This is a genomic window from Brevundimonas albigilva (assembly GCF_023573565.1).
In the GTDB taxonomy this organism is placed as follows: domain Bacteria; phylum Pseudomonadota; class Alphaproteobacteria; order Caulobacterales; family Caulobacteraceae; genus Brevundimonas; species Brevundimonas albigilva.
The window spans coordinates 2,806,919-2,821,632 of record NZ_CP097649.1; the positions used below are offsets into that span (position 1 = coordinate 2,806,919).

The 14,714-nt window shown below is 70.6% G+C and carries 13 protein-coding genes and 1 tRNA gene; 7 read left to right on the forward strand and 7 right to left on the reverse strand.

Annotated features, from left to right (window positions below; translation table 11 throughout):
* Positions 1 to 145: 145 nt before the first annotated feature.
* The 3 genes from M8231_RS13965 to acnA all read right to left on the reverse strand — a co-directional run bounded on the left by M8231_RS13965 (position 146) and on the right by acnA (position 3,951).
* On the reverse strand, positions 146 to 622 hold the full coding sequence (locus M8231_RS13965) for an RES family NAD+ phosphorylase (RefSeq protein WP_249749461.1): 477 nt from the start codon (positions 620 to 622) through the stop codon (positions 146 to 148).
* A 2-nt stretch (positions 623 to 624) separates the two neighbouring features.
* Positions 625 to 1,092, reverse strand: coding sequence for an antitoxin Xre/MbcA/ParS toxin-binding domain-containing protein (locus M8231_RS13970; RefSeq protein ID WP_250201739.1), 468 nt, complete (start codon positions 1,090 to 1,092; stop codon positions 625 to 627).
* Between the two features lie 132 nt (positions 1,093 to 1,224).
* Entirely contained in the window at positions 1,225 to 3,951 is a 2,727-nt protein-coding gene (gene acnA, locus M8231_RS13975) for an aconitate hydratase AcnA (RefSeq protein ID WP_249749459.1), read from the reverse strand.
* A gap of 237 nt (positions 3,952 to 4,188) precedes the next feature.
* Between acnA and ccmA the strand changes: the two genes are divergently transcribed.
* Genes ccmA through M8231_RS14005 form a run of 6 tightly spaced genes read left to right on the forward strand, consistent with a single transcriptional unit; the run spans position 4,189 to position 7,373 of the window.
* A complete protein-coding gene (ccmA, locus tag M8231_RS13980; RefSeq protein ID WP_249749458.1) occupies positions 4,189 to 4,812 on the forward strand; it encodes a heme ABC exporter ATP-binding protein CcmA in 624 nt (207 codons plus the stop codon).
* Positions 4,813 to 4,838: 26 nt separating this feature from the next.
* Complete coding sequence (ccmB, locus tag M8231_RS13985; protein WP_348521895.1) at positions 4,839 to 5,525, forward strand: heme exporter protein CcmB; 687 nt, start codon at positions 4,839 to 4,841, stop codon at positions 5,523 to 5,525.
* Positions 5,526 to 5,567: 42 nt separating this feature from the next.
* Entirely contained in the window at positions 5,568 to 6,287 is a 720-nt protein-coding gene (gene ccmC, locus M8231_RS13990; protein WP_250201740.1) for a heme ABC transporter permease CcmC, read from the forward strand.
* Positions 6,288 to 6,494 (forward strand): heme exporter protein CcmD, encoded by a 207-nt coding sequence (gene ccmD / locus M8231_RS13995; protein WP_249749456.1) that lies wholly within the window; start codon positions 6,288 to 6,290, stop codon positions 6,492 to 6,494. It abuts the gene before it with no gap.
* Positions 6,491 to 7,057, forward strand: coding sequence for a DsbE family thiol:disulfide interchange protein (locus M8231_RS14000; RefSeq protein ID WP_249749455.1), 567 nt, complete (start codon positions 6,491 to 6,493; stop codon positions 7,055 to 7,057). Before ccmD ends, M8231_RS14000 begins: the two co-directional genes overlap by 4 nt.
* A 34-nt stretch (positions 7,058 to 7,091) precedes the next feature.
* The gene (locus M8231_RS14005; RefSeq protein WP_249749454.1) at positions 7,092 to 7,373 is read left to right on the forward strand and encodes a hypothetical protein; all 282 of its coding nucleotides are present in this window, start codon (positions 7,092 to 7,094) and stop codon (positions 7,371 to 7,373) included.
* On the opposite strand, the gene M8231_RS14010 is transcribed toward M8231_RS14005, so the two are convergent.
* The 3 genes from M8231_RS14010 to M8231_RS14020 form a co-directional block, all read right to left on the reverse strand.
* Positions 7,374 to 8,129, reverse strand: coding sequence for a M48 family metallopeptidase (locus M8231_RS14010; protein WP_249749453.1), 756 nt, complete (start codon positions 8,127 to 8,129; stop codon positions 7,374 to 7,376).
* A 136-nt stretch (positions 8,130 to 8,265) separates the two neighbouring features.
* A complete protein-coding gene (locus tag M8231_RS14015; protein WP_250201741.1) occupies positions 8,266 to 11,211 on the reverse strand; it encodes a TonB-dependent receptor plug domain-containing protein in 2,946 nt (981 codons plus the stop codon).
* 476 nt (positions 11,212 to 11,687) lie between these two features.
* Positions 11,688 to 11,764: transfer RNA gene (locus M8231_RS14020), tRNA-Arg, on the reverse strand.
* Between the two features lie 148 nt (positions 11,765 to 11,912).
* Between M8231_RS14020 and M8231_RS14025 the strand changes: the two genes are divergently transcribed.
* Positions 11,913 to 13,655 (forward strand): gamma-glutamyltransferase family protein, encoded by a 1,743-nt coding sequence (locus M8231_RS14025; protein ID WP_250201742.1) that lies wholly within the window; start codon positions 11,913 to 11,915, stop codon positions 13,653 to 13,655.
* 49 nt (positions 13,656 to 13,704) lie between these two features.
* On the opposite strand, the gene M8231_RS14030 is transcribed toward M8231_RS14025, so the two are convergent.
* Positions 13,705 to 14,574 (reverse strand): lipid A-modifier LpxR family protein, encoded by an 870-nt coding sequence (locus M8231_RS14030; RefSeq protein ID WP_250201743.1) that lies wholly within the window; start codon positions 14,572 to 14,574, stop codon positions 13,705 to 13,707.
* Positions 14,575 to 14,714: the final 140 nt, after the last annotated feature.

Below are 14,714 nucleotides of genomic sequence, written 5' to 3' on the forward strand. Positions count from 1 at the left end.
AGGACGAACCCGGAACCCAGGAGGGAAGGTGCGACGCCGAACGCGGCGGGCGGCCGTGACCGCGGCCCTGGGTTCCGGGTTCTTCGCTGCGCGAAGCCCCGGAAGGACGGCTAGGGGCTTGAACCTTTCGAAGGTCTCGATGGGTTCAGCCGAACAGCCGCTGGTCCCACCAGACGGGCGTCTCCAGCCCCGGCCGGACGCGGGCGAAGTCGGGGTGGGCGGCGTTGAAGACCAGGTTGCGCTCCATCCGGGCCACCACCGATGGGACGATCAGCACCGCCGAACGCCCCTGCATGAACCAGTCGCGGCCGAAGGCGCGCGCGGCCGCGCCGCCGGGCTCGGCCCAGCCGGGGACCAGGTCCGGATTGACCACCTCGTAGGACACCCCGGCCGGGACGTGGATCTCGACATAGTGCTGGCCGGTCGGCAGTTCGCCGCCGAAGTGGACCAGCTTTTCCAGCAGGGCGGTGGAATAGTGTTCGGCCGCATAGACCGCGCGCTGGCCCGCCTCGTGCCAGCGGCCCGAGGCCAGGCGGGCGCCGCCGTCGCTCCAGATCGGATGCTCGCCGCGCGGATCGCCGATGCGGAACGCCTTCAGCGCGTCGTCCAGGACGCGAACCATGCCTAGACGGCGAAGCCGGCGTCGGCGCGGCGGACAAGGTTGATCACCGCGTCCGCCCCGGCCGAGGACGACTGGGCCATGGCCAGGGGGGTGCGGCCGCCCAGCAGCTGGTGCGGCCGGTTCAGGAAGCGGACGATGGCGGCGGTGTCGCCGTGATAGGCGCGGCTGACGGCGTCGACCACGCGGCCGACCTCGTACAGCCGCTCGCTCATCTCGCGCGACAGCGGCTTTCGGCTGGTGCGGGCGCGGCGCAGCGTCGCCTCGGGGATCAGCTTGCCCACGACGTGGGGCATGCCGATGACTTGGCCCAGGGCGGCGGCCGAGGTCGGCTTCAGCCCCTGCGACACCCGCTCGGCCAGGGCCACGTCGTCCAGCGGCGTGTCGTCGTTCAGCCCCAGCAGCCGGCCGATCCGCGCCGCGTCGCTGGCCGGCAGGGCCTCGGGCTGGGCGTAAAGGTCGAGCGCGGTCATGGGCGGGGGTCCGGGTGCGTCATCTGACGCGAATATAGGCGTCGTTTGACGGAAACGCCAGAGGGCCGAACCAGACAAAAGGGCCGGCGGATCGCTCCGCCGGCCCTCTTTCGTTTCAGCCTGTCGCGCTCCTTATTCGGCCGCGATCGGGGCCTCGGTTTCCGGGCCGCCGGCCAGATTGCGCAGGACGTAGGGCATGACGCCGCCGGCGCGCAGGTAGTCCAGCTCGGTCTGGTTGTCGATGCGGCAGCGCACCGGGAAGCGGGCCATCTTGCCGTCCGACGGGCGGAACAGCTCGACCCACAGGTCCTGGCGAGGCTTCAGCTTGCCGATGTTGGCGTCGGTCAGGCCGCGGATGGTGACGATCTCCTCGCCGGTCAGGCCCAGCTTCTGCCAGCCGTCCTGCTTGAACTGCAGGGGGACGACGCCCATGCCGACCAGGTTGGAGCGGTGGATGCGCTCGAAGCTTTCGGCGATGACGGCGCGCACGCCCAAGAGGTTGGTGCCCTTGGCCGCCCAGTCGCGCGACGAGCCGGTGCCGTATTCCTTGCCGGCGAAGACGACCAGCGGGCGGCCTTCCGACTGGTAGCGCATGGCCGCGTCGTAGATCGACATGACGTCGCCCGACGGGAAGTGCTTGGTCACGCCGCCCTCGATGTCGGGGGTGATGCGGTTCTTGATGCGGATGTTGGCGAAGGTGCCGCGCATCATGACTTCGTGGTTGCCGCGACGCGCGCCGTAGGAGTTGAACTCCGACGCCTCGACGCCGTGGTTGGTCAGATAGACGCCCGCGGGCGAGGTCTTCTTGATCGAACCGGCCGGCGAGATGTGGTCGGTGGTGATCGAGTCGCCGAAGATGGCCAGGACGCGCGCCTCGACGATGTCCTGGACCGGCGCGGCCTGCATCGTCAGGCCCTCGAAGTAGGGCGGGTTCTGGACGTAGGTGGACTTGTCGTCCCACTCATAGGTCTGGCCGCCGGTGACCTTGATCGCCTGCCAGTGCTTGTCGCCCTTGAACACGTCCTTGTAGCGCTTGGCGAACATGGCCGGGGTGACGGACTTGCGCTGGATGTCGGCGACTTCCTGGGCGGTGGGCCAGACGTCCTTGAGGAAGACGTCATTGCCCTTCTTGTCCTGGCCGATCGGGTCCTTGGTGATGTCGATCCGCATCGAGCCGGCGATGGCGTAGGCCACGACCAGCGGCGGCGAGGCCAGGTAGTTGGCCTGGACGTCGGGGTTCACCCGGCCCTCGAAGTTGCGGTTGCCCGACAGGACCGAGGTGGCGACCAGGGCGTTGTCGTTGATCGCCTTGGAGATGGCCGGGGCCAGCGGGCCCGAGTTGCCGATGCAGGTGGTGCAGCCGTAGCCGACCAGGTTGAAGCCCAGGGCGTCCAGGTCCTTCTGCAGGCCGGCGTCGGTCAGATAGTCGGTCACGACCTGAGAGCCGGGGGCCAGCGAGGTCTTGACCCACGGCTTGGCCTTCAGGCCCAGGGCGTTGGCCTTGCGCGCCACCAGGCCGGCGGCGATCAGCACCGACGGGTTGGAGGTGTTGGTGCAGGAGGTGATGGCCGCGATGACCACGTCGCCGTCGCCGACGGTGAACTTCTCGCCTTCCACGGCGGCGCGCGGGGCGTCGGACGGGCGGCTGAACACCTCGGCCAGGGCGGTTTCGAAGGCCGGGGCGGCGTTGGTCAGCTCGACCCGGTCCTGCGGACGCTTGGGGCCGGCCAGCGACGGGACGACGGTCGAGATGTCCAGCTCCAGCACGTCGGTGAAGACCGGGTCTTCCGAGGTCTCGTCGATCCACAGGCCTTGGGCCTTGGCGTAGGCCTCGACCAGGGCGACGCGCGCCTTGTCGCGGCCCGTGGCGGTCAGATAGCCGATGGTGGCGGCCGAGACGGGGAAGAAGCCGCAGGTGGCGCCGTATTCCGGGGCCATGTTGGCGATGGTGGCCTGGTCCTCGATGGTCATGTTCGGCAGGGCGTCGCCGAAGAATTCCACGAACTTGCCGACCACGCCCTTCTTGCGCAGCATCTGGGTGACGGTCAGCACCAGGTCGGTGGCGGTGGCGCCTTCCGGCAGGCGGCCGGTCAGCTTGAAGCCGATGACCTCGGGGATCAGCATCGGGATCGGCTGGCCCAGCATGGCCGCCTCGGCCTCGATGCCGCCGACGCCCCAGCCCAGGACGGCCAGGCCGTTGATCATGGTGGTGTGGCTGTCGGTGCCGACGACGGTGTCGGGATAGGCGACGGTCTTCTTGCCTTCGTCCAGGGTCCAGACGGTCTGGGCCAGGTTCTCCAGGTTCACCTGGTGGCAGATGCCGGTGCCGGGGGGCACGACGCGGAAGTTGTTGAAGGCCGACGAGCCCCAGCGCAGGAAGTTGTAGCGCTCGATGTTGCGCTCATACTCGCGCTCGACGTTCTCGCCGAAGGCCCGGGGGGTGCCGAAATAGTCGACCATGACCGAGTGGTCGATGACCAGGTCGACGGGGACCAGCGGGTTGATCTTGGCCGCGTCGGCGCCCAGCGAGGACATGGCGTCGCGCATGGCGGCCAGGTCGACGACGGCGGGAACGCCGGTGAAGTCCTGCATCAGGACGCGGGCCGGGCGGAAGGCGATCTCGTGCTCGACCGAGCCCTTGTTCTCGATCCAGGCGGCGACAGCCTTCAGGTCGTCCTCGGTGACGGAGACGCCGTCCTCGTTGCGCAGCAGGTTCTCCAGCAGCACCTTCATCGAGCGCGGCAGGCGCGAAATACCGGCCAGACCGGCTTCCTCGGCGGCGGGAAGGCTGTAATAGGCGTACTTCTTGCGCCCGACGGAAAGGTCCTGGCGGGTCTTGAGGCTGTCGATCGACGGCATGGAGAGTGGTCCTCTGGTCAGCGCCGCCCGACAATTCGGTTCGCCCCTTCGCGCGCTGGACGACGGGGCGCACAGGTCCCCGCCGCGCGCCGCGAAAGCCGGCTACGGCGAGGGCGCATATAGCCTCGCCGGGCGGCCGGGTCCATGTGTCCACACCTCCGGCATGGACATTGAGAAGGGTTCGCAAAGATCACAGGAATTCTCCCTCCCCTTCATGGGGAGGGAGATTTACGTCCGATGATCCACGCCCTGTCCCTGTCCGGCCTGTCTGTGGCGCGCGGCGAGCGCGTGCTGTTCAGGAACCTCGACTTTGGTCTGAAGGCGGGGGAGGCGGCGGTGCTGACCGGCGCCAACGGGGCGGGCAAGACCAGCCTGCTGCGCGCCGTCGCCGGCCTGATCCGGCCCGAGGCGGGGGAGATCGCCTTCCACGACGGCGACGGCAATCCGCTGGATCCCGCCGAGGCGCGGGGGCGCGAGACGCATCTGCTGGGCCATCAGGACGGGCTGAAGACCGGCCGCACCGCGCGCCAGGAACTGGGTTTCCAGTGCGACTGGCTGGGCCACACCCAGTACGGGGTCGACGACGCGGTCGAGGCCTTCGGCCTGAAGCCCCTGCTGGACCTGGAGGTGCGGCGGCTGTCGGCGGGCCAGAGACGCCGGCTGGCGATGGGCCGGCTGGTCGGGTCGCCGCGCGCCCTGTGGCTGCTGGACGAGCCGATGGCGCCGCTGGACGCGCGCTGGCGCGACGCCTTCGCCGCCTGCATGAGACGCCACCTGCAGGCCGACGGCCTGATCCTGGCGGCCGTGCACGACCCCCTGCCGATCCCGGCGCGGACCCTGGACCTGGGGGGACTGTCGTGAGGTTCGGCCCGCGCGATCCCGAGGGCGTGGAGCCCCGCCCGCCCGGCCTGCGCGGCGCGACGCGCGTGCTGCTGGAACGGGAGCTGGACCTGGCGTGGAACGGCGGCGGCGGGCCGCTGCTGGCCTGCGGCTTCCTGCTGTGCCTGACGGTGCTGCTGCCGCTGGCGGCGGGCGGCGACCCCCGGACGTTGAGGCCGGTCGCGGGCGGGGTGGCCTGGCTGGGCCTGGCCCTGGCCTCGCTGCTGTCGCTGGAGCGGCTGTTCGAGCGCGACCTGGAGGACGGGGCGCTGGACCTGCTGGCGGTCGGCCACCTGCCGATGGAGGGGGTGGTCCTGATCAAGGCCGTCGCCCAGTGGGTCGCCGTCGGCCTGCCGCTGGCGCTGACGGCGCCGGTCGCGGCCCTGGCGCTGGGCCTGCCGGTCGGCCTGACGCCGCTGGTCGCCCTGGGGGCCGTGATCGGCGGCCTGGGGTTCGCCCTGACCGGGGCCCTGGGCGCGGCCGTGGCCCTGGGCGCGCGGCGCGGCGGCCTGCTGATCGCCGTGGTGGTCCTGCCGCTGTTCATCCCGCCGGTGGTGTTCGGCGCCGGGGCGCTGGAGCGGGCGGCGGGCCAGTCCCCCGCCCCGGCCCTGGCCCTGCTGTCGGCCTATGTGCTGTTCGCCGCCGTCCTGACCCCCTTCGCCGGGGCCGCCGCCGTCCGCAACGCCCAGGGATGAGCCGCTTGCCCGCCGCCCCCTCGCCGCGTAAGCGCTGACGCCATGTTCGGCCTGTCCAATCCGCAGCGCTTCATGGCCTTCACCGGCCCGCTGGCGCCCGTGCTGTGGGCGGCGGCGGGCGTGCTGCTGGCGGTCGGAGCGTGGCTGAGCTTTTCGGTTCCCGCCGACTATCAGCAGGGCGACACGGTGCGGATCATGTTCGTGCACGTGCCCGCGGCGGTGTGGGGCCTGGGGGCCTATGGGGCGCTGGGCGTCTCCAGCTTCTTCGCCCTGGTGTTCCGCCACGCCCTGGCCGACGCCGCCGCGCGGGCGGCCGCCCTGCCCGGCGCGGCCCTGACGGGGCTGGCGCTGGTGACCGGATCGCTGTGGGGCCAGCCGATGTGGGGGACGTGGTGGGTGTGGGACGCGCGCCTGACCAGCGTCCTGGTGCTGTTCCTGTTCTACCTGGGCTACATGGCGCTGAGGGCCTCAATCGACGACGAGCAGAAGGCGGCGCGGGCGGCGGCGGTGCTGGGGCTGGTCGGCCTGGTCAACCTGCCCATCGTCAAGTTCTCGGTCGACTGGTGGAACACCCTGCATCAGCCCGCCAGCTTCCTGAGCCCCGGCTCGTCGGGGCTGGACCCGGCCTATGTGCCGGCCTTCCTGACCATGCTGGCGGCCTATGGCGTGCTGTTTTCCGCCCTGTGGCTGAGCGCGATCCGCACCGAGGTGCGCCGCCGCCGGGTCGTGACCCTGCGCGCGCGCCGGGCGCTGGAGGCCTGAATGCTCGACCTGGACATGAGCCCCTACGCCGCCTTCGTCTGGCCCGCCTGGGGGATCAGCGCGCTGGTCCTGGGCGCCCTGACCGCGCGCGCGGCCATCGCCGGCCGCAGATGGAAGCGCGACCTGGATCGGCTGGAAGGCGCCGAGCCGCGCCCTCAAGCCGCGCGAAGCGCGGTGGGGCCAAAAGAAACAGGGCCTCGCCCATGACCCGCTGGCTGGCGCTTCTGCCGCTGGTGGTGCTGGCGGCCCTGGCGGCGCTGTTCGTCGGCTGGTCGCTGAAGCGCGACCCGGCGTTCAAGCCCGACGCCCTGGTCGGCCAGCCGATCCCCGAGACGGTGCTGCCGATGCTGTCGGGCGACCGCGAGGGTCCGGGCCAGCTGGACCTGAAGACCGCCGGCGTGGGGCGGCCGATGATCGTCAACGTCTTCGCCTCCTGGTGCGCCCCATGCCGGATCGAGCATCCGAAGCTGCTGGAGCTGAAGCGACGCGGCGTGGCCGTGGTCGGGATCGCCTACAAGGACGAGCCGGTCGCCACCCGCGCCTTCCTGGACGAACTGGGCGACCCTTTCACGATGGTCCTGGTGGACCGCGAGGGGCGCGCCGGGCTGGACCTGGGCATTTCGGGCGTGCCCGAGACCTTCGCCGTGGACGCCCTGGGCCGGATCACCGCCAAACAGTCCGGCCCGCTGCTGGACGACGCCGACCTGGACCGGCTGGTCGCCTCGATGCAGGCGCCGCCGCGTCCCGCCCCGACCGCCGCGTCGCGTTAACCGTTTTTCGACGGAATGCGTTAACCCTTCGGACATGAGCGCGATTCGCCCCGGCCTTCCTGCGACGACCCTGCCCGTTCCGGGCGAGACCGGCCGCGCGCGCCAGGCCCAGTCGGCCTTCTTCCGCGCCGCGATGGAGGCCGCCAGTCCCGCGGCCCCCGCGAGCGCGGCGGCCGCGCCGGCCCCGACGCCGCCGGCTTTGCGGCCGGTTCAGACTTCGCAGAGCGCTTCCCTGGGCGCTTCCCAGGGCGCGGCCACGGGCGCCGAGCCGACCCGCCTGCTGCGGCCCGGCTCGCTGCTGGACATCCGGATCTGATCAGCGCCAGCCGCGGCTGGCGATATACTGCTCAAGCGCCTGGATGCGGGTGTCGTCCGACGGGTGGGTCGAGGCGAACTGCGGCGTGGCCGTCTGGCGCTGCGCCGCCATCAGCCGCCACAGAGCGACCGCTTCGGACGGCCTGAAGCCGGCGGCCGCCATATAGTCGACGCCCAGGCGGTCGGCCTCCAGCTCGTCGCGGCGCGAATAGGGCAGCAGCACCCCGTACTGGGCCGCCAGGCCGCCATAGGCGCCGACCGCGTCGCCATAGCGTCCCGCCACGCCCTGCGCCGCCGCCAGGCCGACCGAGGTCAGCGCCTGGCTGGACGCCCGCTCGGCGGCGTGGCCGCCCACGATGTGGCCGATCTCATGGCCGATGACGCTGGCCAGCTGGTCGTCGTTGCGGACCAGGTTCAGCAGGCCCGTCGTCACCCCGATCTGGCCGGACGGCAGGGTGAAGGCGTTGGGGCTCTCTTCCGGGAAGACGGCGTATTCCCAGCTGCGCCCGCCCAGGCCCGCGGCCTGGACCAGCGGGCCGCCGACGCGGCGGACGCGCTCCACCTGGGCGCCCGAGGTCAGCACGCCCGGCTTGGCCACCGCCTCGCGCCACGCGACGTTCGACTGCTGCGACAGGGCGGCGTTGTCGACCAGCAGCAGCTGATTGCGGCCCAGCGCCTCGTTGTAGGCGCAGGCCGACAGGGCCGAGGCGGCGGCCAGGGCGGCGAAGGCGGGGACGAGGCGGCGCGAACGGAACATGGCGATCCTTCTTCAAGCGGGGGCGTAGGGCTGACAATCACCGCTCGGGCCCGGAGGTTCCCGCCAGGCGGGCGCGCAAACGAAAGGGCGGCGGACTTGCGCCCGCCGCCCTCGCCTGTCGTTCCGACGGTCGTCCTTAGAAGGACTTGGTCAGGTTGATGAAGGCCGTGCGGCCCAGGTAGTCGTAGCCCGAATACAGCGGGGCGTTGCCGACCCGGTTGTACACGCCCGCCGAAATGGTCGGCGGATTCTCGTCGAACAGGTTGCGCACGCCGGCCGTGGCCGTCCAGCCGTCACGCGAATACTGAACCGAGGCGTTGTGGAGGTAGTAGTCGTCGGTCGCCAGGTCGTATTGGCTCGTCGCCGGATTTTCTCCGTAGTACTCATAGCTGCTCATGCCATCGACCCACTCGACGCCGTAGCGCACGCGCCAGTCGGCCCAGGCGTAGCTGATGTCGGCCGTGCCGGTGAACTCCGGATTGTCGATCATGCCGACATAGTCTTCCAGAGGATCCTCATCGAACAGCTTGCTCGACACTTCGGTGTACTGGGTGACCGCGAGGTTGAACAGGACCGAGCCGGGGCCGACGTCGTTACGGTAGCGCAGCGTGTAGTCCAGGCCCTTCACGATGTCCGTGGCCAGGTTCACATAGCTGTCGATCACCGTCAGCGAGTTGTCCGACGGATCACGCGAGACCAGGGCGCAGAAGCCCGTGTCGGCCGCGAAATCGCCAGGGTTGGAGTCGTAGCAGCGATCCAGGATCGCCGAGGCGCCGTATTGCGAGACGCCGTTCTCGACCTCGATCTCGTAATAGTCGACCGCGAAGTCCAGGTTGCCCCAGCCCGAGGGCAGGGTCGGCTGGAACACCGCGCCGATCGTCAGGTTGGTCGAGGTTTCGGCCGCCAGGCCCAGATCGGCCCCGCCTTCGCTGATCACCTGCACGCCGGTGGTGGCGTAGTAGTCCTTGGGCAGGCCCTCGGCGCCGCAGTTGGCGACGCGGTTGGGGTTCACGCCCTCGGCGCCGTACTCGTTACAGGCGTCGGCGCCGGAGGACAGGAAGCCGCTGGTCGCGCCGACGAACTGCTCGAACAGCGCCGGGGCGCGGAACGAGGTGCCGTAGGTGGCGCGCAGCGACAGCCAGTCGATCGGGCGATAGACCGCGCCGACCTTGTAGGTCGTGTCGTCGCCGTAGGAGTCGTAGTCGGTGTAGCGGAACGAACCGTTCAGCGTCAGTTCCTGGGCGAAGGGCAGGTCACGCAGGACCGGCACCTCGACCTCGCCGAAGGCTTCCCACACCGAGTCCGACCCGCGGGTGATGGCCGAGGTGGAGTAGTTGTAGGTGTTGCCCAGCTGGCTATCGAGACCCGGCGTGTCGTCGATCGAGGAATCGCGCCATTCGGCGCCGAAGAAGGCGCTGACCTCGCCGGCCGGCAGCTGGAACAGCGGACCGTCGATGCCGACCGAGACGATGGTCTCCTCGAACTCGGTGGTGCCGGTGACGGGACGGAAGACGTAGTCGACCCAGTCCTGCGGCAGTTCGCCGGCGATGGTGCGGGTGCTCAGGGCCGGCGCGGCGACGCAACCGGGGTTGGACGAAAGCTGGGCGCACTCGAAACGGCCCGGCGCGGTCTCGACCACGTCCAGGGTCTCGATCAGGCGGTCCGTCAGGAACTGCTCGCTGGTGTAGGTCGACTTGGAGCGCGAATGGCTGACGTAGGCGTCATAGCGCCAGCCCGGCACGATGAAGTCGCCGCGCAGACCGCCCGTGAGCTTGGTGAAGTCCACTTCCTGCTCGGAGGTGTCGTTGCCGAAGCCGATGAAGGCGCGCACGCCGACGTTCTGGCCCTTGTTCAGACCCTGGTCGCCCGCGAAGGTCGAGAAAGCCAGGTTGTCCGGGATCAGCGGGCTGCCCTCGGCGTAGTCCAGCGAGAGCTGGCGATAGCCGGTCTGCGACGACTTGCGCTGGTTGAACAGCACTTCGCCGTACACTTCCGCATTCCCCAGGGCGTGGAGGTCGTAGCCGCCTTCGCCATAGATGGTGGTGATGTCGACCGGCGAGATCAGCGACTCGTTCAGCATCCGGTCTTCGAAGGTGTCGCGGATATTGTTGTTCAGAGCGATGTTCGAAGTGGGATCGTTGGGGTTGACGTAGGACCCGCCGACGCCCTCGAAGCCGACCAGGCCGCTGGTGATCGCCGAATTCGGGCGCCAACGGTTATAGGTGACGCCGTTCGCCAGAGCGATGTCCGGCACGCCGGGCGCGCCGACGCCGGCCAGGCTGCCCGTGCCGATGGTGTTGATCGTCACGCCGTTCGAGCCGGTCGTGGTGATCGGATAGCACTTCGACTGGCCCGTGCGGGGGTCGATGTAGTCCCGGTCGTTGAAGAAGCCGTCCGTCTGGCAGCGCGTGAATTCGCGATCGCGCAGGGTCAGTTCGTCGCGCTCGTAGCGCTCCACCGAACCGGCGGCGCGCCAGCGGTCGCCCTTGGCCCCGGCGACGACGGACAGGCGGGTCGAACCGCCATTGCCGTTGGCCTCGGTGGGGGCGTTCACCTGGCCTTCCAGGGTCAGGCCCTCGAAGCCCTGGCGGGTCTGGATGTTGACCACGCCGGCGACCGCGTCCGAGCCATAGACCGACGACGCGCCGTCGCGCAGCACCTCGACCCGGTCGATCATGGCCGTCGGCAGCACGTTCAGGTCGGCCGAACCGACCGAGCCGCGCGAGCCGGCCGGCGAGACGCGACGGCCGTTCAGCAGCACCAGGGTGCGGCTGGGGCCCATGCCGCGCAGGCCGATGGTGTTGGCGCCCGGGCCGCCGTCGGTGACGTAGCCGCCGTACGCGTTGTTGATCTGCGAAGTTCCGCCGGTGACGGCCGTGCTCTGCAGCGCCTCGGTCGTGGAGGCGAAGCCCTGCAGGGTCGCTTCCTCGCGCGTCACGACCTGGGTGGGCGAAGGAGCGTTGTAGTTGTCGCGACGAATACGCGACCCCACCACGACGATTTCATCGACCTGGACCGCGTCCTGGTCCGGGGTTTGAACGGTCGTCTGCGCCGAAGCGACGCCGGGAACGAGAATGGCCATCGAGGCGGCGACGACTCCGCCCGCCAAAGCCGAAGACAAAAGCTGATTCTTACGAGTACGCATACGCCTCATCTCAAAAGTATTTCTTTACGAATACTCACGGCCGCGTCAGATAACGTTGAGATATATCGATGTTATACTATATTGGCCCTGATTGAGACATCGGTAGGGCACAAGGTGGCGGCTTGCAATCTTATATTCGGCAAAACGTCATCAATCCGGAACAAAATGCCGAAAACGGCCGCTTTGTGGCGCAAATTGGAGCAAGATCTTGTCGCATCATGGGCGCGGACGGGCGAGCCGTCGCCGAAATCGACATCGCTGGCAGAAGGAGGCCGCGTCCACCGCGCGACCGAGAAACGGAGGCCTGACAGGCGGCGTCGGCTCACCGACCGAATGTCTGCGGGCTCTGGCGTCTAGCGATGGGAAGTCGCGCCGCGCAGGCGCGTGTCTCGGTTCTCAGGTCTGAACGGAGATGGCGCACCCGAAGAGATTCGAACTCCTGACCCTCAGATTCGTAGTCTGATGCTCTATCCAGCTGAGCTACGGGTGCGCACGCCTCGCGGCGAGGCGGCGTCTTTAGCCGCTCGGGCGGGGGGATGCAAGCGGGCGCCGGACAGTTTTCTGCGGGCCGGGGTTGGCGGGTCGGACGGGACGGCCTAGGTCGGGCGGGTCCTTCCCGTCATCGCGTCCGGTTTCCCATGCGTCCGCTCCTTCGCCGCCTCGCCGCGCCCCTGCTGTCCCTGGTGCTGGCGGCGTGCCAGACGGCCGCGCCCGCTTCGACCGCGCCCGCACCTGCGGGCGCCGCCGCGCCCGTCGCCGCCGCAGCCCCCCGGGCGCGCGGGCCCTTCGTCGCCGCCGCCAATCCCCTGGCCGTCGAGGCGGGGATGGCGGTGTTGCGGCGCGGCGGATCGGCGGCGGACGCGGCCGTGGCGATCCAGGCGGTGCTGGGCCTGGTCGAGCCGCAATCGTCGGGCCTGGGGGGCGGGGCCTTCCTGATGCATTACAACGCCGAGACGGGAGCGGTCACCGCCTATGACGGGCGCGAGACGGCGCCCAGCGCGGCCACGCCGGAGCTGTTCTACGAGGACGGCCGGCCCCTGCCCTTCGTCGACGCGGTGCTGTCGGGCCGCTCCACCGGGGCGCCGGGGGCGGTGGCCATGCTGGCCCTGGCGCAGAAGGATCACGGGCGGCTGGCCTGGCGCGACCTGTTCGGCGACGCCGAGCGCCTGGCCCGCGACGGCTTCGTCGTCAGCCCGCGACTGGCCGGCATGATCAACGGCCGCGCCCCCCAGGCCCGCACGCGCTGGGCCGCCGCCTATTTCACCAAGGCCGACGGCGGCCGCTATCAGGCCGGCGAGGTGCTGAGGAATCCCGACTATGCGCGCACGGTGCGGATGCTGGCCGACCAGGGGCCGGGGGCCCTGTACGGCGGGCCGCTGGGCCAGGCGGTGGCCGAGGCCGTCGCCGAGGGGCCGCGTCCCGGCGCCCTGACCGCGGCGGACATCGCCGCCTATCGCCCGCTGCGCCGCGATCCCCTGTGCCGCCCCTACCGCGCCTATGTGGTGTGCGTGCCGCCGCCGCCGTCCAGCGGCGTGGCGGTGCTGGAGTTCCTGGCCATGGCCGAGCACACGCCGGACCTGGATAAGGGCGCCGACAGCCCCGAGGCCTGGGTCGCCTTCGGCCGGCTGCAGCGGCTGATGTACGCCGATCGCGACCGCTACATCGGCGATGCGGACTTCGTCGGCGTGCCGATCGCCGGCCTGCTGGACCCCGACTATGTCGCCGCGCGCGCCGCCCTGGTCCCGACGGTGAACGGACCGGTCGACCCGGGCCGCCCGACCGGCGCGCCGCCCGTCGCGGCCGACGCCACCGCCGAGCCGGGCGGCACCAGCCACGTCGTCGTCGTCGACGCCTGGGGGAACGCCGTCAGCATGACCACCACGGTCGAGAGCATCTTCGGCTCGGGCCGGATGGCGGGGGGCTTCTTCCTGAACAATCAGCTGACCGACTTCTCCTTCACGCCGACGCAGGGCGGCCTTCCCGCCGCCAACGCCGTGGCGGCGGGCAAGCGGCCGCGCTCGTCGATGACGCCGACGCTGATCCTGGACCGCCAGGGGAATCTGGTCGGGGCGATCGGATCGCCCGGCGGGTCCAGCATCCTGGCCTATGTGGCCAAGGCCCTGGTGGGGGTGATCGACTGGGGCCTGCCGGTGCAGCAGGCCGTCGCCCTGCCCAATCTGGTGGTGCGGGGCGAGACGGTGGGCGCCGACGCCCAGCTGTTGTCGCCCGAGATCAAGGCCGCCCTGGCCCAGGCGGGCATGGCGGTCCAGCCCAACGCCACCGAGACCTCGGGCCTGCACGGGGGACTGTGGCGCGACGGCCGATGGGACGGCGGAGCCGATCCCCGGCGCGAGGGCGTGGCGGTTTCTGAGGTTCGCTAGAGCCGGATCGCCCGAGGCGAGGCGGGCTTCGGTCGATTCTGGAGGCGGATCAGCGGCGCGGCTTGATCGACAGCTGGAAGGCGATCAGGCCCTCGTCGACGTCGGTGTCCAGGCCGCTCATGCCGCGCAGCCCCTTGCCGGCGTCGATCTCGCGATAGACCACGCCCAGCGAAGTCTGCATGTCGCCCCGGCGATAGGCCACCCCGATCGAGGCGTCGCCGAGGAAGGACCCCCGGTCGTTGGTGTAGCCCGAGCGGGCGTAGTCGCCGTCGCGGGTGCGCGCGAAATTGTAGCCCACCGCCCGGCCCGAACCGGCGGCGTACAGGTACCAGCGGGGGCGCTCGCCGAACCGCTCGCTTCCGTCGGGGGCCAGGCGCTCCAGCCCCTCGCCGATCTTGAGCGTGGCGCCGGCCTCGGCCGATCCGCCGTCGCTGCCGACGCCGATGCCGGCGTGGGGCGTCAGGCTGACCTCCAGCCCCGAGGCGGTGCGGCCCCGCGCGCCCGAGAATCCGCGCACATAGCGAAGGTCGTAGGCTTCCGGGTCCAGCCGCGCCGCATCGGCGGGCGTGACCGGCAAGGGCGCGCCGTCGGCGCGGCGAAGGCGGCCGGCGGTCTCCAGCGTCAGACGGTCGGCGGCGGCGCCCCTCTGGATCCAGACGTCCCGGCGCGTGCTGGCGATCAGGCCGGAACGATCCTCGGCCTGGAAGGCGCTGGGCAGGTCCAGCGGCGCGCCGAAATCGTCATCGACGGAAGCGACGCGGAATCCCTGGTGGGCGAGCTGGGCGACCTCTCCAGCCTGGATCGCGACCTGCGAAGGGGTTTCGTCGAAGGCGCCCGGCGCCCACAGCTGGCGCGCATCGGCCGCGCCGGCCGTCGCCAGCACGCTTCCCACCCCGACGATCACGGCCGCCAATCGCATTCGGTCTCCCCAGTCCGTCCGCTGGGGCGAGCCTACCCCTTAGAGGCGGCGAGTCCAACGGCCATTTTCATGACACCTTACTGACGCTTTCGAACGTCGTCGGCGCGGACCCGGTTCCCGACAGACAAAGGGCCCCGCTT